The sequence below is a fragment of the Shewanella sp. SG41-4 genome, from assembly GCF_014164505.1.
Classification (GTDB): domain Bacteria; phylum Pseudomonadota; class Gammaproteobacteria; order Enterobacterales; family Shewanellaceae; genus Shewanella.
The window spans coordinates 1-21,020 of record NZ_JACJFI010000048.1 but is presented as its reverse complement, the minus strand read 5'-3'; the positions used below and the strand labels follow the sequence as shown (position 1 = coordinate 21,020).

General features: G+C 42.0%; 19 protein-coding genes. 13 read left to right on the top strand and 6 right to left on the bottom strand.

Going from position 1 to position 21,020, the window contains the following annotated elements:
• Window positions 1-517 precede the first annotated feature (517 nt).
• The 9 genes from H5202_RS07020 (at window position 518) to H5202_RS06980 (ending at window position 11,440) form a co-directional block, all read left to right on the top strand.
• A complete protein-coding gene (locus H5202_RS07020) occupies window positions 518-1,522 on the top strand; it encodes a DUF5677 domain-containing protein (RefSeq protein ID WP_182771442.1) in 1,005 nt (334 codons plus the stop codon).
• Between the two features lie 803 nt (window positions 1,523-2,325).
• Entirely contained in the window at window positions 2,326-2,652 is a 327-nt protein-coding gene (locus H5202_RS07015; RefSeq protein ID WP_182771441.1) for a hypothetical protein, read from the top strand.
• 875 nt (window positions 2,653-3,527) lie between these two features.
• The gene (locus H5202_RS07010) at window positions 3,528-4,787 is read left to right on the top strand and encodes an efflux RND transporter periplasmic adaptor subunit (RefSeq protein WP_182771440.1); all 1,260 of its coding nucleotides are present in this window, start codon (window positions 3,528-3,530) and stop codon (window positions 4,785-4,787) included.
• Between the two features lie 77 nt (window positions 4,788-4,864).
• Window positions 4,865-5,086 carry a hypothetical protein gene (locus H5202_RS07005; RefSeq protein ID WP_182771439.1) on the top strand — a complete coding sequence of 74 codons (222 nt, stop codon included), beginning with the start codon at window positions 4,865-4,867 and terminating at the stop codon, window positions 5,084-5,086.
• A gap of 140 nt (window positions 5,087-5,226) precedes the next feature.
• Window positions 5,227-5,925, top strand: a complete 699-nt coding sequence (locus tag H5202_RS07000) for an ABC transporter ATP-binding protein (protein WP_182771438.1) — start codon at window positions 5,227-5,229, stop codon at window positions 5,923-5,925.
• Window positions 5,926-5,935: 10 nt separating this feature from the next.
• On the top strand, window positions 5,936-7,249 hold the full coding sequence (locus H5202_RS06995) for an ABC transporter permease (RefSeq protein WP_011636373.1): 1,314 nt from the start codon (window positions 5,936-5,938) through the stop codon (window positions 7,247-7,249).
• Window positions 7,250-7,279: 30 nt separating this feature from the next.
• The gene (locus tag H5202_RS06990) at window positions 7,280-8,488 is read left to right on the top strand and encodes an ABC transporter permease (RefSeq protein WP_182771437.1); all 1,209 of its coding nucleotides are present in this window, start codon (window positions 7,280-7,282) and stop codon (window positions 8,486-8,488) included.
• Window positions 8,489-8,660: 172 nt separating this feature from the next.
• Window positions 8,661-10,064 (top strand): sigma-54-dependent transcriptional regulator, encoded by a 1,404-nt coding sequence (locus tag H5202_RS06985; RefSeq protein WP_182771436.1) that lies wholly within the window; start codon window positions 8,661-8,663, stop codon window positions 10,062-10,064.
• Window positions 10,065-10,066: 2 nt separating this feature from the next.
• Window positions 10,067-11,440: a sensor histidine kinase gene (locus tag H5202_RS06980; RefSeq protein WP_182771443.1), complete on the top strand. Its 1,374-nt coding sequence runs from the start codon at window positions 10,067-10,069 to the stop codon at window positions 11,438-11,440.
• 254 nt (window positions 11,441-11,694) lie between these two features.
• Here the strand turns inward: H5202_RS06980 and H5202_RS06975 are convergent, their stop codons facing one another.
• The 3 genes from H5202_RS06975 to bufA2 all read right to left on the bottom strand — a co-directional run bounded on the left by H5202_RS06975 (window position 11,695) and on the right by bufA2 (window position 14,028).
• Entirely contained in the window at window positions 11,695-12,504 is an 810-nt protein-coding gene (locus tag H5202_RS06975; RefSeq protein ID WP_182771435.1) for an HvfC/BufC N-terminal domain-containing protein, read from the bottom strand.
• 2 nt (window positions 12,505-12,506) lie between these two features.
• Window positions 12,507-13,445, bottom strand: coding sequence for an MNIO family bufferin maturase (gene bufB / locus H5202_RS06970; protein ID WP_182771434.1), 939 nt, complete (start codon window positions 13,443-13,445; stop codon window positions 12,507-12,509).
• 124 nt (window positions 13,446-13,569) lie between these two features.
• A complete protein-coding gene (bufA2, locus tag H5202_RS06965; RefSeq protein WP_182771433.1) occupies window positions 13,570-14,028 on the bottom strand; it encodes a BufA2 family periplasmic bufferin-type metallophore in 459 nt (152 codons plus the stop codon).
• Window positions 14,029-14,414: 386 nt separating this feature from the next.
• Here bufA2 and H5202_RS06960 point away from each other — a divergent pair, with 386 nt between their 5' ends.
• Window positions 14,415-14,798 (top strand): MAPEG family protein, encoded by a 384-nt coding sequence (locus H5202_RS06960; RefSeq protein ID WP_182771432.1) that lies wholly within the window; start codon window positions 14,415-14,417, stop codon window positions 14,796-14,798.
• 143 nt (window positions 14,799-14,941) lie between these two features.
• On the opposite strand, the gene H5202_RS06955 is transcribed toward H5202_RS06960, so the two are convergent.
• The gene (locus tag H5202_RS06955) at window positions 14,942-15,187 is read right to left on the bottom strand and encodes a hypothetical protein (RefSeq protein WP_182771431.1); all 246 of its coding nucleotides are present in this window, start codon (window positions 15,185-15,187) and stop codon (window positions 14,942-14,944) included.
• Window positions 15,188-15,294: 107 nt separating this feature from the next.
• Here H5202_RS06955 and H5202_RS06950 point away from each other — a divergent pair, with 107 nt between their 5' ends.
• Complete coding sequence (locus H5202_RS06950; protein WP_182771430.1) at window positions 15,295-15,882, top strand: uracil-DNA glycosylase family protein; 588 nt, start codon at window positions 15,295-15,297, stop codon at window positions 15,880-15,882.
• A gap of 75 nt (window positions 15,883-15,957) precedes the next feature.
• On the opposite strand, the gene H5202_RS06945 is transcribed toward H5202_RS06950, so the two are convergent.
• Entirely contained in the window at window positions 15,958-16,458 is a 501-nt protein-coding gene (locus tag H5202_RS06945) for a YcxB family protein (protein ID WP_182771429.1), read from the bottom strand.
• A gap of 148 nt (window positions 16,459-16,606) precedes the next feature.
• The gene (glnD, locus tag H5202_RS06940) at window positions 16,607-19,255 is read right to left on the bottom strand and encodes a [protein-PII] uridylyltransferase (RefSeq protein ID WP_182771428.1); all 2,649 of its coding nucleotides are present in this window, start codon (window positions 19,253-19,255) and stop codon (window positions 16,607-16,609) included.
• An 81-nt stretch (window positions 19,256-19,336) separates the two neighbouring features.
• Between glnD and H5202_RS06935 the strand changes: the two genes are divergently transcribed.
• Both H5202_RS06935 and H5202_RS06930 read left to right on the top strand, forming a co-directional pair.
• The gene (locus H5202_RS06935) at window positions 19,337-20,050 is read left to right on the top strand and encodes a 16S rRNA pseudouridine(516) synthase (RefSeq protein WP_182771427.1); all 714 of its coding nucleotides are present in this window, start codon (window positions 19,337-19,339) and stop codon (window positions 20,048-20,050) included.
• 64 nt (window positions 20,051-20,114) lie between these two features.
• The coding region (locus H5202_RS06930) for a LysR family transcriptional regulator (protein ID WP_182771426.1) at window positions 20,115-21,020 on the top strand (906 nt) is incomplete at its 3' end.

Sequence of the window (21,020 nt, the reverse complement as noted above, 5' to 3'; positions counted from 1 at the left end):
ACGTCGTGGCGCTTCACCCACACCAGACCAAGAGGAAACCAACGGCTGTTCCCTCTTGGAACTCCCAGCCGCCCCGCAACATTTTCAAACAGCGAAAAGGTCGCCATGGGGATTGATCCAGCTTTTGACTTCGTTTGAAATCTTCTTCGGCCTTATTCGAAAATGCTAACGCTTCCGATGGTACATCCTGTACCGCGAAAGCTAGCCAGACGTCCTGTCAGGCTCACGCTATTTTCTTCAACCACCTCAAAGTATTGAATCCTGGGAATTGGCCTAATTACACCTTTAAAGATGTAATTATAACAAGTGATTAGTCTAATTAAGGTATGAAAACACTACCGTTAAAAAGCAAATTCCTATAGCATCTTAAGCTAGATAACTAATTACCGATTAATATGGATGTGGCATCGGCCAAGTCCAACAAGCGATTTATGCTGTTGCAAAGAGCACAGCACACAAATACTAAAACGTTGGTATTCTATAAAGTTTGGAGTAACTATTGTTCGAGGAATTGTTAGTGCTTGTTGAAGCAAAACTCCGTGAAAATGGAGCTAGTCCAGATTACGAATCTGTCATCGATTTGTCATCTAAAATGTTGATTGAAGATACCAAAGAGCAAGAGCAAAGTAATATCAAACGTGTTATCTCAGAACATGACGCATTTACGAAAAGAAATCGCAAAAGATGGGATGTTGGTTTTACCAAGTTACATGCTTTAAGAGAAACATGCCTGCAAGCTGGAATCAATTTTCAACAGCAATTCCTACAATTACCAAGATACGAAAATGACGAGCTAGTTGGTGTTCTCATGCGACAACATGCTCACGCATGCAGAATATCTGGAGAGATAATTCATCTTTTAGAAGGTGGATATCCTGATGCAGCGTTAGCACGTTGGCGGACGCTATATGAGATAGTAGTGACGTGCCTTGTAATCAAAAAATGTGGTAGAGAAGCTGCAGTTGATTATATTAAACATGGTATGGTTCAGACCGCAGAAATAATTGAAGAACACAGAAAAACTGCAGAAGCGATGGGAAAAGAAACTTTCTCGGATGAAGAAGCTAAAAAGTACTCTGATCTAAAAAAAGAAATTACTAATGGTGACTCCGGATGGCATTGGGCTCGGAAGCATACAGGATTTAAGAAAATAGATAAGTTACGTGAGTTTGTAGAGCTAGATAAATGGTCTCATAATTACAAGCTTGCGAGTCGTAATATTCATTCCGATTATTACGAAATGGCTTCGTTATATGCAATGAATGAGGCAAATCAAGACATGTTGCTTTGTGGTCAATCAAACTCGGGATTAACTGAGCCTGCTCACTTTACGGCTATCAGCCTAGCTCAAGTTACAACTACCTTTTTAAGTTCTTATATTGAAGATGAAAATAGTGGTTTGGATTACAAAGATTCCTTATTGTTTATGAAAATAATTGAGAATTATGTCAAAGAAGTCGGAGAGGCTTTTTTAAGTGTTGAAAAGCAAAAAAATAACATATGCACTATAATGGATACCTAATAGTTATCACTTATTTCCCCAATATGTGCTGATCATCCGTATTAGCCTTACCTCCAGACGGCCATGAAGTTTAGTCAAATTACAGATGTAGATGAGTTAGCGAGTATCCAAAATAGTGATGTTTTGGTTAAGCCCACAGGTATGTGCTCGTGGCGTCTCGCTTAATCATCAGCACATCAGCATGCTGCAGGCAATATGTTTAAATGAAGCTAAGTTATATATCAAGCTAAACCAATACCAAGTCAGCTGATTTAATCAATACCTCAAGCACACCTTTGTCCATAAGTACGTTATATGCCTTGCTTGTAATGGGTTTGATTCAACTTTTAACTTGAGGACGTTGAAGAAAATGACGTGAGCTGGCCATGGCCTTTCTCGCACATCCATGTGCTTCAAGGCATTCAGGCATCCTGCCTATCAGAGCCAGCTAGCTTTCGAGGGGAAGGGACGCCCCATCGGAAGCGTTAGCATTTTCACTCTTTATTGCAAAATGGGCCGAGGCAGGGTTTGATGTTGATCCCCTTTTGGCCCGTGCAGGGTGGAACCTTGCGATCTTAAGCGTTAGTGGCCGCAGGCCATATCTTAAACCAACGTTTGTCTAAAAAACGAGTTCGCATCAGCTTACAAATGTATAAATTCAACCTTGAACTTGGATCTGTTGAAGAAAATGCTTACAGCATCATGTTAAGTAAAAGTTACCTAAAATGTATATATGGTATCGACCAAGTCCAGCAAGTGATTTATGCTTTGCAAACCGTGTTACGAATAAATACTAAAACATTATTTTTTATGGATATTTTATAATGGATATGACTCAAAAAGAAGTTGCAGTTGTTAAAGCTGCCATGAAATCACGAAACAAAAGTAAACTGTTCCAGCCAGTGTTATTTGCGATATTAGTTGGCCTTTTAATCGCCATGTTGTTTGGCGTTTTACCTGAAGAACAGTTTGCCTATTTGGCTATTCCCTTAGTTATTTTAACGATATTGTTGCCACAACTTGGTGCTTCACCTAAATATAATGAACTAGTTGATATACTTGAAAAACAACTACCGCAACACGACACAATGGAAAGTGTTTTGTCTCAAGAGTTAAATAAAATACAAGCCAGCCAAAAAGATCATTCATAGTCATTCATGGTTTAAATTTCTGCAAAACATAAGTTTTTGAAAATATTGCTGTTTAATTTACGTCATGATGAAAAGGAAACATCCCCCGGTTATCAACATCCTCGCTTTACTTAACTAGCTGAAATAGTTTTAATTTTTGTTTAAGTCTTACTACTAGATACACAAAAGGCTATATCGAAGAGAATTAAATTACTGGTGTAGATGAGTTAGCGAGTATCCAAAACAGGGATGTTTTGGTTAAGCCCACATGGATGTGCTCGCGGCGTCTCGCTTAATCATCTGCACATTTAGAATAACTAAGATACCCATTTTTATTTTGCTCTAACCAATTTTCGTACCTAAATTAGTTAGATGCCTAGGTTAGAAATGTCCAAATTCAACTCTGAACTTGAGGCCGTTGAAGAAAATAGCGTGAGCTGGCCATGGACGGCCAGCTAGCTTTCGAGGGGAAGGGACGCCCCATCGGAAGCGTTAGCATTTTCGAATAAGGCCGAAGAATACTCAGACGAAGTTAAAAGCTAGATTCAACCACGTCGCGAAATTATCGCTTTTCAGATAATTTTGATGTGGCGGCTGGGAGTTCCAAGAGGGAACAGCCGTTGGTTTCCTCTCGGTCTGGTGTGGGCGAAGCGCCACGACGTTAGTGGCCGTAGGCCATAAGTACAAAGCAAACCATAAGTGTCCGCTCGGACACTTTCTCAATGACCGGACAGTTTTCAACGCTGTCCGCGGACACTTTTAGGGTGTTCGGTTATCTTTATAAATCCTTATCATTATGAAAAATAACAATAAAAAACTATTGGCATGGCTTGTGCTTTATCTTGGTATAAATGTGAAGAGGTGGGTGCGGTCAGCGCGTTACCTAAGGACCTGAGATGATTAAAGACACAAGTAGCCAAGATACTGTTATTGCGCCTAAGTTAGGCCGTAAATTGCGCTTACCCTTGATGATAGGTTGCGGTGCAATTTTGATGAGCGCGTTGGTGTGGGCGAGTTTAAGTCATGACAGTAATCAACGTTCGGTTGATGGTGCAGATTTACGTTTGGCAACCTTAACCCGTGGCACGTTGGTGCGTGATATTGCCACTACCGGTAAAATTGTGGCGGCCAATGCGCCCATTTTATATAGCACGGAAGAAGGTGTGGTGACGCTATTAAGTCAACCTGGTGATGAAGTTGAGCTGGGGCAAGTGGTGGCCAAGATTGAAAGCCCGCGTTTACAAAGTGAATTGCAACAACAGCAGTCGATGCTTGAAGGCATGCAGGGCAGTTTAGAGCGTGCCAAGTTAGATGCCCGCCGCGAGCAATTGCGTGTTAGCCAGATTTTAGACATGGCGAAAGTCGATTTAGAAGCCGCAGATCGTGAAAGTCGTCGTGGTGATCAATTGATTGAGTCGAGTTTGATCAGCAAAATCGATTTTGAAAAAAGCAAAGATGATTTACACAAAGCCAAATTATTACATAAGCATGCCCAGCAAGAAGTCGAGCTTATGCGCGATACCCTCAGTTTTGAAATTAAAAACCGTACCCTTGAAGTACAACGTCAAGCGCTAGTAGTGAGGGAGTTAACTCGTCAAGCCAACGCCTTGAGTATTATTGCTCCGGTTAGCGGCATTATTGGTAACTGGCTGGTGGAGCAAAAAGCCCGTATTGCCGCCAGTCAGCCAATATTAACTGTGGTCGATTTAAGTGCCTTTGAAGCCGAGTTAGCCGTGCCAGAGTCTTATGCCGATGAGCTGGGATTAGGGATGGATGTCGAGTTGAGTTTTGGCAACGTGAATGTGGTTGGCCAATTGTCGTCAATTTCACCCGAAGTCCGTAATCGTGAAGTGACCGCCCGAGTGCGTTTTGCTGACAGTAACACTTTATCGTTACGCCAAAATCAGCGTTTGTCTGCCCGAGTCTTACTGGAAAACAGACCCAATGTGTTGATAGTTAAACGCGGTGATTTTCTCAATATGGGCGGCGAAGTGGCGTATCAAGTGAGTGACGCAGTTGCTCATAAGAAAGTCGTTAAATTGGGCGCACGCAGTATGAGCCAAGTTGAAGTGCTTGAAGGCGGTGAAGAGGGTGATGTATGGGTGATATCCGGTACCGAAACCTTTAAAAATGATCCAACAATTCAAATCCGATAGTTAAGTTGATAATTAAGTCGATAGCTAAATCAATAACGAATCAAATAACTAAACACTCAACTGAGTAAGGACATTCTATGACTTTTATTCAACGTAGACAGCTTATCGCGCTAGGTGCTTTATTTATTCTAGCGATGGCAGTGAGTTACCGCATTGATAATCAAACAGATTGGTTGTCGGTTAGTTTGCAATTAATTGACATGAGTAGCCAGGTTTCGAATCGATTAAGAGATATTAGTCCTACCGTTAGTTTGCATATTGATATTAGCGACATGGTCAAGATTAAGCTGCTGTTTTAGCCATGACTAATACTAACGGCGCTGACGCCAATAGCATTAAAAACAAAAGTATTTAACAAAGCCGTATTCAGATTTGCAAGATTGACATTATCAGCCCTAGGCGCTGGGATGCGACAACCGAATTAACCAAGGAAGCCATTATGTTATCCATGAAAAATATCAGTAAAGTATTCAAAACTGACTTAGTTGAAACCCATGCGCTACGCGACTTTAACCTTGAAGTGAAAGAAGGTGAGTTTGTTGCGGTGACAGGCCCGTCTGGTTCAGGTAAAACCACCTTTTTGAATATTGCGGGTTTGCTCGAAGGCTTTAGCTCTGGCGAGTTCAGCCTTGATGGCGTTAATGTGTCGAATTTAAGTGACAACAAAAGCGCTAAAGTCCGTAATGAAAAAATTGGCTTTATCTTTCAGGGGTTCAACCTTATTCCCGATCTTAATCTGGCCGAAAATGTTGAAGTGCCGCTGCGTTATCGCGGTATGAATGCCAGTGAGCGTAAGCGCCGAGTAGAATCGGCATTAGAACAAGTAGGCTTAGGTGCGCGGATGAAACACTTACCGACGCAATTGTCTGGCGGACAACAACAACGTGTCGCTATTGCGCGTGCATTAGCAGGCGAACCACGGTTTTTATTAGCCGATGAACCAACCGGTAATTTAGACAGCTTAATGGCGCGCCAGGTGATGGAATTACTTGAAAATATCAATCAACAAGGCACCACCATTATTATGGTGACCCATGACTCAGAGCTTGCGCGTCGTGCCCAGCGCAATATTCAAATTGTTGATGGTCAAGTATGTGATTTTTCGATGTACCAACCAGCTGCTACCGGCACTCGCTAAGGGGAACACTATGTTTTTTTACTATTGTGATTTAGCGTGGCGAAGTATCCGTAAAACGCCGATGTTATCGATGTTGATGGTATTAGCGATTTCGATTGGTATCGGCATTACTATCACTACGCTCAATGTCTATAAAACTATGTCTTATAATCCGGCGGGCGATCGCAGTGAGGTGATTAATTCAGTACAGTTGTGGAGCCAAGGCTTGGATACCTGGGATGAGTTTATTCCAAGCATCACCTATATGGATGCGATGAACTTACGCAACAACAAAGAATTAAGCCTCAAAGCAGCGACTTATCGAACTGGCTTAGCATTACAATCTGACAATCCTAAAATTGAACCCGTGTTGAACAGCGTTCGGTTAACCGACAGAGACTTTTTTAGGATTTTTTCGGTACCCTTTATTTATGGCAGTTACTGGGATGCCAGTGTTGATTTACGCCCAGCTTACCAAGTGGTGATTAGTCAAAAATTAAATTTACGCTTTTTTGAAGGTAAAAACAGCGTAGGTAAAACACTTTTTTTAGACCGTAAACCTTATCAAATTGTTGGGGTGATTGATGACTGGAATCCGCAACCTAAATACTATGACCCACTTAATGGTGCGTTTAATGATGCTGAAGAGATATTCATTCCGTTCTCGTTAACAGGCCAAGAAGAATTTGATGTATGGGGTAACACTAGCGGTTGGAAGTTCGAACCCATGATCACATACAGCGACCGCTTAGCGTCAGAAAAAGTATGGATTCAATTTTGGACTGAACTGAACACCGATGAGCAGAAACAAAGCTTTTTAGGCTGGTTAACGCGTTATGTTGAGCAGCAAAGAGCGCTCGGCCGCTTTACTGATACCGCTAAAATTCCTAGCGAGTCAGTGCAAATTAGCGACATCGCGAAATGGCTTGAAGATAACGATGTGGTGCCCAAAGATAACAAAATACTAGTCGGTTTAAGCTTGCTGTTTTTAAGCGTGTGCTTGGTGAATATTCTCGGGCTGTTGCTAACCAAGTTTTTAAAGCGTGCGCCAGAGGTGGGTGTTCGTCGTGCTATTGGTGCCAGTCGTGGACAGATTTTTAGTCAGTATATGGTCGAAGTGGGTATGATTGGTTTTATCGGTGGTGTAGTGGGTTTGTTATGGGCTTGGGGGTCGTTAACGGCGTTGCATAGCTATTTTTCAATGGACCAAAGTGTTACTGGGCTTGATGCCAGTATGTGGATTATCACGCCGTTAATTGCTATCTCTACCGCGGTATTGGCTGGGGTTTACCCTGCTTGGGTGGTGTGCCGCACTAAACCCAGTGTGTATTTAAAAGCCCAATAACTCCAGTTAAGCTTAAGAAAGGACATCACCATGTTACATATCAAACCGATTTTATCCAGTTTAATGCGCAGTAAAAGTGCGCCGGTTTTATTGCTATTGCAGATTATTTTGTCGGTTGCGATAGTCGCCAATGCGAGCTTTATTATTAACGAACGTTTGTCGCTAATGCAGCGAGAATCTGGCTATGCCGAAGATCAGATCCTGACCTTTAACCTGTATAATTTCGATCCTGCTATCGACAACATGAAACAAAACCAAGTTGACCAACAAATTTTGCGTTCGCTGCCCAATGTAATTGATGCTAGTTATAGCAATATGTTGCCGTTAAGCGGCAGCGGATGGATGGATCGCTATGTTGACGGCCCAGATGCCGATACCGCTAAAAGCACCCCTGGGTTTGCCTTTTATTTGGGTAATGAGCACTTACTCAATGTGATGGGAGCGAAGTTAATTGCCGGGCGAAATTTTACCGCCGATGAAATTAATACCAGCTTAGATGACAGCGGCATGATGGCGTTAGTGTCGCAACCGTTAGCCAAAGCCTTTTGGGGCGATGAGTCACCTTTAGGTAAAACCATGTATCAAGGTGAGCAAGCCGTGACCATTATAGGCATAGTGGATAAGCTGCAAGGTGCTTGGGTTGACCACGAAAACTTTGAATACAGCGTGATCCAGAATATCGATTTTGGTGGCAGTAGCAGTAATAAATCATACATGGTGCGGGCATTACCTGAACATATTCCAGCGTTAGAAGAAGCCATTAGCAAAGCCTTGCATGCAGAAAACCCAAACCGTGTAGTGGAGAACTTCCAAACCCTCACCACGATTAAAAATTTAACTTACAGTAACCACCGTTTAATGGCGACAGTGTTAAGTATTATGGTGGTGTTATTGTTATTAATTACAGCGTTGGGATTAACCGGTATGGTGATGTTTAATATTCAACGCCGCACCAAACAAATAGGCACTCGCCGCGCGCTGGGTGCACGAAAGCGTGACATTATTGAATACTTTATGGTGGAAAATTACCTAATTTGTATTGTCGGTGGGGTCATCGGTGGCATGCTATCGTTAGTACTTGGGCAGCAATTAATGTCACTGTATAGCTTGCCTATGGTGCCAGTGATTTATCCGATTGTATCTGTTATTGGTTTGCTGGTTGTAACTACACTAGCGGTAATAGTGCCAGCTGCTAAGGCGGCTAATATTTCACCTGCTATGGCAACGCGCAGCGTGTAGACCGCATACCGTTAGAGGCTCAGCTTGGTACTCAGCTTGGTACTCAGCTTGAGACTCTATGCGAGACAGTCATTGCTAATGTATTGAATTTTGCCCTAGCGTGCTAGGCTTATAAACGTGACTAATAAATACAGATATTTGGATATAACTCAATGAGAACAACATCATCGTAATGGATAATATTTTAATTGTTGATGACAATCATGCCATTTGCCAAGCGCTTGCGCTAATGATTGAGCTGCATGGCTATCAAGCTATTTTTTGTCACTCACCAGATGCGGCTATTGAGATTGTGACTAATAAAGAGATCAGCTTAGTCATTCAGGATATGAACTTTAGCCGCGACACCACCTCGGGTGAAGAAGGCAAGCAACTGTTTTACGCATTGCGTCAGTTACAGCCTAATTTACCGATTATTTTAATGACCGCGTGGACCCAATTAGAAACCGCTGTCGAGTTGGTTAAAGCGGGGGCAGCTGATTACATGGGTAAACCGTGGGATGACGCTAAGCTGCTCAATAGTATTAGTAACCTATTATCAATTTATCGACTGTCTCAGCAAAATAGCCAATTAACCCGGATAGACAGTGAACGGATGTCGGCCATTAACGGCGCCGATTTATGTGGCCTAATTTTCGGTAGTGGTGCAATGCAGCGCTGTGTTGATTTGGCTTTGCAAGTTGCGCGATCCGATGTGTCGGTGATGATCACTGGCCCAAATGGTGCGGGCAAAGACAAAATAGCCGATATTTTACAGGCTAATTCGCCACTAAAAGACAAACCGTTTATTAAGGTTAACATTGGTGCTTTACCAATGGATTTATTAGAGGCGGAACTGTTTGGCGCTGAAGCGGGCGCTTTTACTGGCGCCAATAAAACCCGTATGGGCCGTTTTGAAGCTGCCGATGGTGGCACGTTATTTTTAGATGAAATTGGTAATTTGCCATTATCTGGCCAAGTAAAGTTATTACGGGTATTACAAACCGGTGAGTTTGAACGTTTAGGCAGTCATCAAACCCGCAAAGTGAATGTGCGAGTAATTAGTGCTACCAACGCGGATTTAGCCGACGACATTGCTCATGGGCGTTTTCGTGAAGATTTATTTTATCGCTTAAATGTCATTGAGCTAGCCATATCACCATTGAATCAACGCCAGGACGATATTTTACCGTTAGTGAAACACTTTATTGGTGCCAATTTTAGCCTTGATAAGTCGACCCAGCAGGCGTTAATTAATCATAGTTGGTCGGGTAATGTGCGTGAATTAGAAAATGCCTGCAAAAGGGCGGCGCTGTTAGCCAAGTCACCACAATTAACGATTGATGACTTTGGCTTGATGGCGATAGCTAATGGCGGCGCAGCTACCCAGCATGCGCTTGTTGTTGAACATCATCTTGGCCAACAAGATCAGGGCATTGATGATACTCAGTCGATTTGCGAACCCGATAAGCAACAGCTAGAAGACGCTTTAGCGCAATATAATGGCGTCATTGCCAGAGTAGCAAAATCCTTTGGTTTAAGTAGGCAAGCCCTTTATCGCCGTATGGAGAAATACGGCCTTAAGGTGACTAAATAATGATGTTATCACTGCGCACTAAATTGCTGCTCAGTAACATGTTGAGCTGCCTTTTAGGGGCAGTATCAGGCGCTTTAGTGTGGTTTATATTAGGTGATGGCAGCCTATGGTTGGCTATTATTGTCATGCTGTCGGTGTGTTATTTTTGCAGCATGTGGCTAACTCGCAGATTGAGTGACAGTTTACGAGCATTAGAAATCGGTCTACTTAACTTTAAAGATAATGACTTTAGTGTGTCGTTGCATCCCTACGGCGAGCCACAGCTTGATAAATTAGTGAGTTTATATAACCAAGCATCAGCAAAGTTGCGTAGTGAGAGGCAGTTTATTTATCAGCGCGAGTTAATGCTCGATAAGGTGATTCAGAACTCACCTAATGTCATGTTATTAATCGATGATTCCCAGCGAGTCATTTACGCCAATGGCGCCGCAAGGCATTTGTTTAATCAGGGTGTCAAAGTAGAAGGCATGTTGTTACCGGAACTCGTCGTCATGCTGCCAGATGCGCTTAAAACAGCATTAAACAGTGAGCAAGAAGGGCTGTTTTCGATGAGCAGTCGCGATGGCGTGTCGGGTGATGTTGATAGTAACGGCGATCATAACGCTAATAGTAACGCCGATAGTAGCGATGTTGAAACCTGGCATATTTCTCGGGGACGTTTTACTCAAAACAATCAGCAGCACCATTTAATTTTGCTTAAACAACTCACCAAAGAACTTAACCGCCAAGAAGTGGCTGTGTGGAAAAAGGTGATTCGAATTATCAGCCACGAGCTGAATAACTCGGTCGCGCCCATTGCTTCTATGGTCAACTCAGGTAAGTTTTTAACTCAACATTTAGACAATAGTAAGCTGCAATTGATTTTTGATACTATCGAAAATCGCACTACACACCTGAGCCAATTCATTTCCCATTATGCTCAGTTTGCCAAATTACCTCAGCCTCAAAGGCAACTGATTGATTGGGCTAAGATGACCCAGCAGTTAGCACAGCAATACCCATTTAATCTGTTATCTCCTTTACCGGTTAATCCAATTAAGCTTGATGCGGTGCAATTAGAACAAGTCTTTATTAATCTGCTTAAAAACGCCCACGAGTCTGGCGCGGTGGCTGACACTGTGTCGATAACGTTTGAGGAAATAACGCATCCAGTTAACGGGTTATTAATTAAAGTAGATGACCAAGGTAGCGGGATGTCTAGCGAGGTATTGTCGCAAGCCTTGTTACCGTTTTACTCGACAAAACAATCTGGTACAGGGATTGGTTTGCCATTATGCCGCGAAATAATAGAAGCTCATGGTGGCCGAATTAGCATGCAAAACCGCCCTGAAGGCGGTTTAAGCGTAAAATTCTGGTTGCCTGTTCAGCAGGGTTAACACTGACTAATGATGAATAAAGTCTGATAGTTTTGAGTTATATTTTCCAAAAAAGAGTTGAAGCCTTAAAGCGTTTTTCAAATATGGCCTACGGCCACTAACGTCGTGGCGCTTCGCCCACACCAGATTAAGGTAGTAAGTTGTCAACTTACGCAGGGTAATTTAATCGTCTTCCCGTCTCAAAAGCACTGCCGGGACGACGAGAAGGTAGGCAGTTATCAAGCTTTGTCCAGAAATGAGTTAACGTAAATTAGCTACTTACTCACTACCGCTCGAATTAAGCCGCGTTGAAACCAGGTTTGCATGGTTTGCAGTACCATCATTGGTGCAGATTGCTCGTCGTGCCATTGCAACATTTTTTCGCACTGGTCGGCAAAGTTGTTGCCCTGAATAAACCCCAGTAACAGCGCATGTTGCTCTGTCGATAATGACACAAACTCGGTTAAGCGAGACTCTCCCCGCCATAATAACCACGCTCTAGGCGACTCATAGTCTGGTGCGGGAGGTGTGGTATCTATTTTCAAGGCTTGCCAAGCTTCGACTGCATTACTGTTACAAGTGAATATTTGTACACTGGGATGAAAGCGTAAACAGCAATTGGGCCACAATTCTGGTGAAATGGCCTGTAAGTCACTAAAGCTTGCACGGGCACAGTCAGCAGCGTCAAAAGCATTGAGTAAACGGCGCTCGAATCGGGCTAAATCGGCGATAATCGGATGCTGCTTAAAAAAAGCATCTTGCTGTAAAAACTCCGGTAGCGCATCGCAAAACTGACGTAATGATTTATTGTTTGATGGGTGTTTACGGGTATATTCGGCCGCCATTTTATCGAATAAATCGTCACCCAAATACACACCCAGAAGCTGGTGGTCGGTTTCAATGGTTTCTGTTAATCGAATCCGGTAAGCGTTGGCATAAATTTGTAGGCGATCATCGGCGCGGATCCCCTTTTGCTCAGATATGGCAGCTTTGATCACTGACTTAATTTGGCCGTAATTATCATCAGATTGATCAGAAAGTAAATACTGCATAAATTGTTGTTGAATTTCAGCTAATCGACTCATGTCTATGCCCTGACTTTTTGCGGTGAAGCATGATTAGTGTTGAACCGCTTATTTAAGCCATCAAGTGAACGAGTCCCAAATTGTGAGCGTGCTAGGGCAGGGTCGTCGGGTAACGTTAACTGAGCAATGTGTTTAGCTTCAAGTAATTCATTATATAACGCTGGGAACTCGGGAATATTAGCGTCGCGCTCAATCATGGTGCTAACAGCGCCAAAGCGCTCTAGTGCAGCTTGGTAAAGTGTCCACACTGACGGCGGAATATCGTGGTCATGAGTATCAATAACATAATCACCAAAATCGCTGTGGCCGGCTAAATGAAACTGTTGTACCCGGCGTGGGTCTATTTTCTTAAGGTAATCGAGCGGATTAAAATGATGATTGCGGGCGCTAACATAAATATTATTAATGTCGAGTAACACTAAGCAATCTGCCGCTTCAGCTACCTGGCTTAAAAAATCCCATTCATCCATGGTCGAGTCTTGGTAAGACAAATAGCTTGAGACGTTTTCCAGTAAAATTCTACGACCCAGTACGTCTTGTACTTGCCTAACTCGCTGCGCAACATGATTAACAGTTTCTTCGGTATAAGGCAGTGGCAGTAAATCGTGACTGTTGACACCGTGAATTGAGGTCCAGCAAATATGATCGGATATCCATTTCGGTTGAATGTCGTTACTGAGTTTTTTAAGGGCTTTTAGGTAATCCATGTCTAATGGATCGGTACTGCCTATCGACATCGATACGCCATGCATTACTACAGGATATTGTTCGGCAATCGCTTCAAGATAATATCGGGGTTTACCGCCAGCGACTAAGTAGTTTTCAGATAGCACTTCAAACCAGTCAATGTCAGGCTGGTGTTGCAAAATGTATTCGAAATGGTCGGTACGTAAACCTAAGCCAAATCCGAGAAAGTCTTCTGTAATGCGCGTATCTGGCATGGTGAATCCTATTTTAATGCAAATATTTCTAACTTGAGTGGGGCTAATATTGGGTTGTCTAGTATGAAGAAAGTTGATGGCCCTGAAAGGATAATACGGGACAGAGCCATCAGACTAAACCGATTTAGCTCGCTTTACCGCCAATGTCGCCACATGATTTTGCTGTAGTGCTAACAAAACCAGTACCTTTACAGCTTGCCATACCGCCACAAGCATTATCGGCACCTTTACAGTCGTTATGACCTTTACAAACGTTAACGCCGTAACAATGTACTAGGTCTGCTTTAGTGACTTTACCAACCCAATCATCTTTTTGCGTGCCGCCTACATCAGCACAGGCTTTTGAAGGCATGCCAACAAAACCAGTCCCTTTACAGCTTGCTTGACCGCCACAGGCATTGTCGGCTGTTTTACAATCATTATGGCCTTTGCAGGTGTTAACGCCGTAACAATGGACTAAATCTGTTTCGCCTGCAGCTAAAGGTGCTGTGCTTGTTTCAGCGGCCATTGCCTGACCTGATAAGCTTGCCATTGCCAATGCTAATGCTGCGCCTGTTAGGCTAGTTTGTACTTTGGTATTCATTATGTATTCCTTACAATGTTGATTATTATTTTTACTGCTTCTTGTTGTTGCTCGTCACAAGATTGATTTGCTGCAGCTATCACACTTGTTAGGAGTTATTAGTATTGACCGTGAAGTGACTCAATATCTTTCACGTTAACATGTAGACTAGTCACTAAAATGTTGTTGATGTGTTAACTTGTGATTGATTTATATGGTGAAACAATAAATTATAATTTTTCAGATGAGTGCTTAAGCATTATATGAATTAGGTTGTTATTAAAGTCTGTTGATTATGTTATTTTGTTCTCATTACACTAATGGTTAACACAACTGGTTCAATCGCGACTAATACAACTAATGCACAGCTAACACATAATAAGAATATTAATAACTAAGGATAGATTATGCAGACGATACTGATATGTTTATTGATTGCCATGCTGTTGCCGTATGCGGCAAAAGTTCCATTAGCGATGGCAATGGCTAAATTGGGCCGATATGACAATGACCATCCAAGAGCGCAGCAAGCTCAATTAACCGGTTTTGGGGCGCGGGCATTAGCAGGGCATCAAAATGCATTTGAATCGTTAATCGTGTTTGGTATTGCAGTTTTAACAGCATTGGTCACCAACAATGTAACCGATGTGGTGGCGTTGCTTGCCATAGTACATGTGGTTGCTAGAGTGGTTTACCACGCATTGTATTTATTGAATTACGGCACTATGCGGTCGTTATCATGGTTTGTGGCTATTGGTGCGTCGATAGGGATATTTTGCCAAGCGTTTTAAGCTTGTTTAACTAAAATGATATTTACTCAATAAAAAACGCCTTAACGGCGTTTTTTATTGGGAGTAGTTGATACTTTTAATCATGAGGGTAATCTAGGCTTAGTATCAGCTTAGTATCAGCTTAGTATCAGCTTAGTATCGTATTAGTCTAGGCTGGCAACTCGCTCGTAGCCCATTTCGGTTAATTGGTCGTTAACGCAATCAAGCAAAAATGCGCCGACTTCAGTTTCAGGGAGTTGATCTTCAAGTGCAATTTGTTGGCAGGCCTCTTTTAATGAAACCACATCGTTAACGGGTGCTTGGGGAAGTGCTGCAGCGCTAAAACTTATCGCTGTACCGCTAATTAACATAGCAGCTAAAGTTGTACGGGCTAAACGTGAATGTTGCATGGTTGTTCCTTCTTGGGAGAACTTTGTTATTTTGACAAATACTACTGCAGCTTAGTTCCGTTGGATATAGTGATTTAAGCGATTTTTTGAAAAGTAAGGCATAGGATATGATTTCGTTACTCACCCAAGTGAAAAATTGTCAGCTTTGTGCATCAAGTCTAGTTCATGGTGTTCGCCCTGTGGTGCAAATTGATCCGCAAGCAAAAGTGCTGATTATCGGTCAGGCTCCTGGGCGTAAAGTACATTTGTCGGGTGTGCCATTTGATGACGCCAGTGGCGACCGATTAAGACAGTGGTTAGGGGTTACGAAAGACGTTTTTTACGATGCTAAACAGATCGCTATTATGCCGATGGGCTTTTGTTATCCGGGCAGTTATGTCGGTTCTGGTAAAGGAAAGTCTGGCGATTTACCCCCTCGGCCAGAGTGTGCGCCTAAATGGCATGGTTTATTGCTACTGCAGTTAGTTAACGTAGAGTTGGTGTTGTTGGTGGGGCAGTATGCACAACAGTATTATTTAACCGATAAGCCGAAAACATTAACCGAAACGGTTCAGCAATGGCGCAGGTTCGGGCCTCGTTATATCCCTCTCCCGCATCCCAGTCCGCGCAATAATATTTGGCTTAGTCGTAACCCATGGTTTGAAGATGAGTTACTTGGTGACATTCGCCTACGTGTTGCGAATGCATTAGCCTAGGCATTATTTTTCTGAGGTATTGTTTAAGTTATCGTTTTAACTATTATCTCAAGTTGTTGTTTTAAATTGGTTTAGTTATTGTTTCTGATTGATAAAGTCGATGGCGCTTTTATCTAAACAGCGTTTAGATAAGTAAGTGGTATTTTTTTTCAGTTTAATGAGCAAACCAGCCTCGGTTTCAGTAATTCGATAAATATCAGTCCATAAAATATGTTGATTAACATGAAGTGACTGGCTACTGATACCGGTATCATCTATTGTTAGATTGACATGCTCACCAGCTGCTTTACTCATCATTTGACGCCATAACCACCAGGTTTTATTAAAGCGAATACTCAAAAATTCTACCACGGCCAAGCCAATGAAAAAGTAGCCTAAATAGTAGGTTTCTTTAGTACTCATTGATGTAGGGCTTATAGAGTCGAGCATTAAAATCGCCAAACCAACAAGCGCAAAGATTGTGGTTTTAATAAATCGTTTAGGTGAGGTGCTGGGATTAATTGATTGCTGATAGCATTCTTCAAAGTACGACTTGTCTAATACATATTCAGCAGTATAACTAAAGGCTTGTGACATGATGACCTAATTAACGACAGTTGATGGACATGATTATCGCATAGTCATCAGTTTGCTCAAAGTCTGCTTAGTGGTGAAATAAAACAGCCACGGTGATTAATTCACACATGGCTGTTTTATAACAAAAATCACTGACGGATTAAGGCCGTTATTCGTCTGTGGTGATGGCTTGCATTAACGTCGCCGTTAATTGCTGCTGTTCTTCTGGGGTTAATTGCTGATCGTCTTTATTGGATAATAAAAACACATTGTCTGCCCGCTCACCGACCGTACTGATGGTAGCCGAATGAATATTCAAATCCAATTCTCTGAAAGCACTTGCAATTTGTTCCATAAATTCACTGGTGTCTAATGCTGACACATTGACTAAGCTACGGGTCGATTTACGTGAATGCAAAAATTCGATATTGGGTTGGTTATCAAAACTTTGATTCCGTCTAGACTGGCGTTTTTTTTGTAAAATAACGCCTTTATCCAGCACTTGATGTAACTTGTCGATGACCTGTGCTCGACGCTGAGCGCTGGTAATGGGTTTTTCATCAAAATCGAGTATTTTAAATGACTCAACTACATAACCGTCTTTAGTACGGGCAATTTGTGCTTGTTTTACCGAAATGCGTAACGTCGCTAAAGTATTGAATAGTTTAACAAATAACCCGTGTCGGTCTTTAGTGTAAACGAACACGTCGCTGCAACCCTTTACAACAACATCATCAAGTAAAATCAAGGTGTTGTATTGATTGTCTGTTACAGGCGTAAGATCGTGGTTAATCATCGCTTGGGTATATCTGGCGATATCATCTGCCTCGGCATTACTGAAAAAGGCGATGGGTAAGCGACGCCATAATTTTTTGATCTCGTCACTGCTATCGTCATCGGCGGCTAATAAATTCAGTGCTTCTTGTTTGTGTTCTCGCACTAAAGTACGCAATTGCAGAATATTTTCAAAGCCATTGCGCAGTGCTTTACGAGTAACAAAATACAAATCTTTTAATAATGATGCTTTCCAGTCATTCCACAGATCATCATTGGTTGCCTGAATATCGGCAATGGTCAGACAATAAAGAGCGTCTAAACGGGTTAAGGTGCCTACTTTTTTGGCAAAAGCATTCACGACTTCAGGATCGTATATATCCATGCGTTGTGAGGTGATAGACATCAACAGATGATTTTCAACTAACCAACAAATTAGCTTCTCTTGTGAACCTTTTAAACCATGAAACTTAGCGAATAAATTGGCATCAACGGCACCGAGTTTACTATGATCGCCGCCACGGCCTTTGGCTAAGTCATGGAATAATGCAGCAAATAATAGGGTCGATTTATTAGACATCTTTTGATAAATTTCAGCGGCTAATGCCAGATCTTTATCCAACGTTTTGATGTCGTTTCCGTAGAGGTAAATATTCTTAAGTACCTTGTGGGTGTGCTCATCGACGGTATAGGCATGGAATAAGTCAAACTGCATCTGGCCAACAACTTCACGCCATTGTGGTAAATAAGACGCTAAAATACCGTGTTGATGCATCAAGGTGATAGCGAGCCCCATACCTTGAGGATGAACAAATATCGCTTTAAATTGCTCTCTACAACGCTGAAAATCTTGTAAATCGCCCATTAAGCGACGTCTTACTTGGCGTAATGAGCGTAAGGTTTCTGCGGTAATACCGATAATTTTGTCGTGATGAATCGCGATAAATTCAAACAATGCCATAATTTGGGTGCGATCAATAAATACGGTTTCGTCTCGTACGTGAATGTATTTATCAACAATTTCAAAATTATCGTTAATTGGGATTACTTCTGGATTGAGCTCTGGAATAATTTCTCGTTGAAAATAAGCCATTAAAATTTGGTTTAATTCGCCGATGCGCTTCATGGCGCGAAATAATTGGCGCATCATTTTTTCGATAGCAATATTGCCGCTTTCGCCGATGGACATACCATCACCAAACCCCATTAATTTTGCCACTTCAGCTTGGTATTGCAGTAATAATCGATTTTCAGAACGTTGTGCCGCTTGATGTAAGGCAAATCGCACTCTGAATAAAAAGTGTTGGCACTCCATTAATTCAGCGTATTCGTCATTGGTTAAAAAACCAAAACTACGCAGTGATTGCATATTGGCAACGCCGAAATGTTTGCGGGCAACCCAAGTAAGGGTTTGAATATCACGCATACCACCAGGGCTAGTTTTAAGATTTGGCTCAATACTGTATGAGGTGCCTTGCGCTTTGGCATGACGCTCTTGCTGCTCGCTGAGTTTGGCATTAAAAAATGTTTGGCTTTGCCATAAATCTTGGCCATACAGAGCATTCAATACTTGCTGTTGATGCTGAGTGTTGCCGAATAAATGACGAATTTCTAGCAAGCTAGTTGCAATGGTTACATCGTCCTTACAGGCTTGAAATGTGTCAGCTAAACTGCGAACAGCGTGTCCTAAATCGAGGCTAAGATCCCAAAGTTGAGTCAGAAATTGGCTTACAGAGGCAGCTTCAGTAGGCGTTAATGGGCCATCGTGAATAATGCATATGTCTATATCGGAGAAAGGATGTAGAGTTTGCCGGCCGTACCCCCCAACAGCATTGAGTGAGATACGTGCGGGATCTAATTCAAACGGTTGCCAAAGTTGGCATAATAACGCATCGAAAAAATGTGACCGCTTATTCAAGGTGTCATTAATTGCACTTTGAAAAATGTTATCTTGTAAATGTTGATCCAGTGACTTGATCGCCTGTTTTAATTCAGCGCTGGTCATATCTGGGCGCAAATCTGTACTAGCAGGTTGCGAAAGCATGTTACTCCTTAATGTTTTTGCCTTTTAACAGAATAAGGTATTCTTAAACAAATTGGTATCATTCTATATTGGTGAAGTTTTATGGTGTCTAAACGAGGTCGACTTGACCAATTTATTGCTGGCACGTTACAAATCCCCAAAAAAGCAGTTCGGTTATTACTCGTCTCCAATAAAGTGCTTGTCGATGGTCAGTTTGCTAAGTCACCAGACTTACAAATTGATGAGTTTACCCATGTTGAATGTAATGGTGTGGTGCTGCGTCAATATCAAAAACAGTACTATATGCTCAATAAACCTGATGGGGTGGTGAGTGCGACCATTGATGATAAACACTCTACAGCATTAGGATTAATGACCGGTATTAACACTGATATGTTACATATTGCCGGTCGGTTAGATTTACATTCTACCGGATTATTATTGCTAACCAACGACGCTAAGTGGTCCGAAGCATTAATGTCGCCGCAGCATAAAGTCGACAAACAGTATCTGGTAACGTTAGCTAATCCGCTAGAGCAAGAGTATGTAGAGGCATTCTCCAAAGGGATGTATTTTGGATTTGAGGATATCACCACGTTACCGGCACAACTTACGTTATTATCGAGCCATCGAGCTCGGGTAGTGTTGCGCGAAGGAAAGTATCATCAAATTAAACGGATGTTTGGTCGTTTTAGAAATCCGGTAGTAGCGTTACATCGTGAATCTATTGGTAAAATAGTGCTTGATAAGCAATTAGAGTTGGGTGAATTTCGTTCATTAACAAAAGCTGAAGTTGATAGCATTTTTCAGCACTAGATCAATTTTTTTTATTTGAATACATGTTAATTTAATCGCCTCATTACAGCAGATTAGGTGATATGTGGATATTCAAGCACTGAAAAAAATCAGCGAATTAGATGTATTCAGTTTGTTGGTGTTTAAGCTCATTTACGAAACCGGCTTTGCTAATTTTGCAGCCAAAGAGCTTGCTGTATCCGCGCCAAAAATTAGTCGATGTTTAACATCATTAAGGGCTATTTTTAATGACGAATTATTTTTTCGTCGCCAACAAGGGCTAAAACCAACGCCATTAGCAGAACGTTTGTATCAGCCTGTATGCCATTTGTGTGACATGGTGAGCCAAATTGAGCGAGTGGCAGATGATCGTTTAAATCATCATCAAACACCGATGTTACATATTGCAGTATCGCCGAGCATTATTACCAGTGTAGCCATTGCGTTAAGTCACCTTTCTCGTGATGTTATCGGTAAAGTTAAACTTCACAGTTGGCAAGCCGACACTGAAGAGTTGATTTATAATGGCGAACTCGATTTTGGTATTGGCTTTGAAACTCAAGATGCTCATGGTTTAGAGGCTTATCCTATTGCCAATGTGACGTCTTTATGCGTTGTAGGTAATATCAACCATCCATTTTGGGGCAGTGCTGAGAACATCAAGTTAGAAGATATTATTCAACACCCAGTGGTGTATTTACGCTGTAAAGGCTTTAACAATCGTATCGATCCTTTAGAGTTATATTGTCAAACCCATGGCTTGCTACTAGAAGATATTGAGTGCGCAAGAAAGCTCGAAGATTGGTATTGGCACATACTGACCATGGATAGCTTAGCCATTACGATTTGTAATGAAGGTTCGTTTGCACAACAAATCCCTCAATTACGAGTAGAAAAACTTCCACATGATGAATTTAACAAGCTCAATAGCGTGATGGCGATGCCAAGTTATTGTTTAATTGAGCGAGCAGAACACTACCGCCGTTATTCG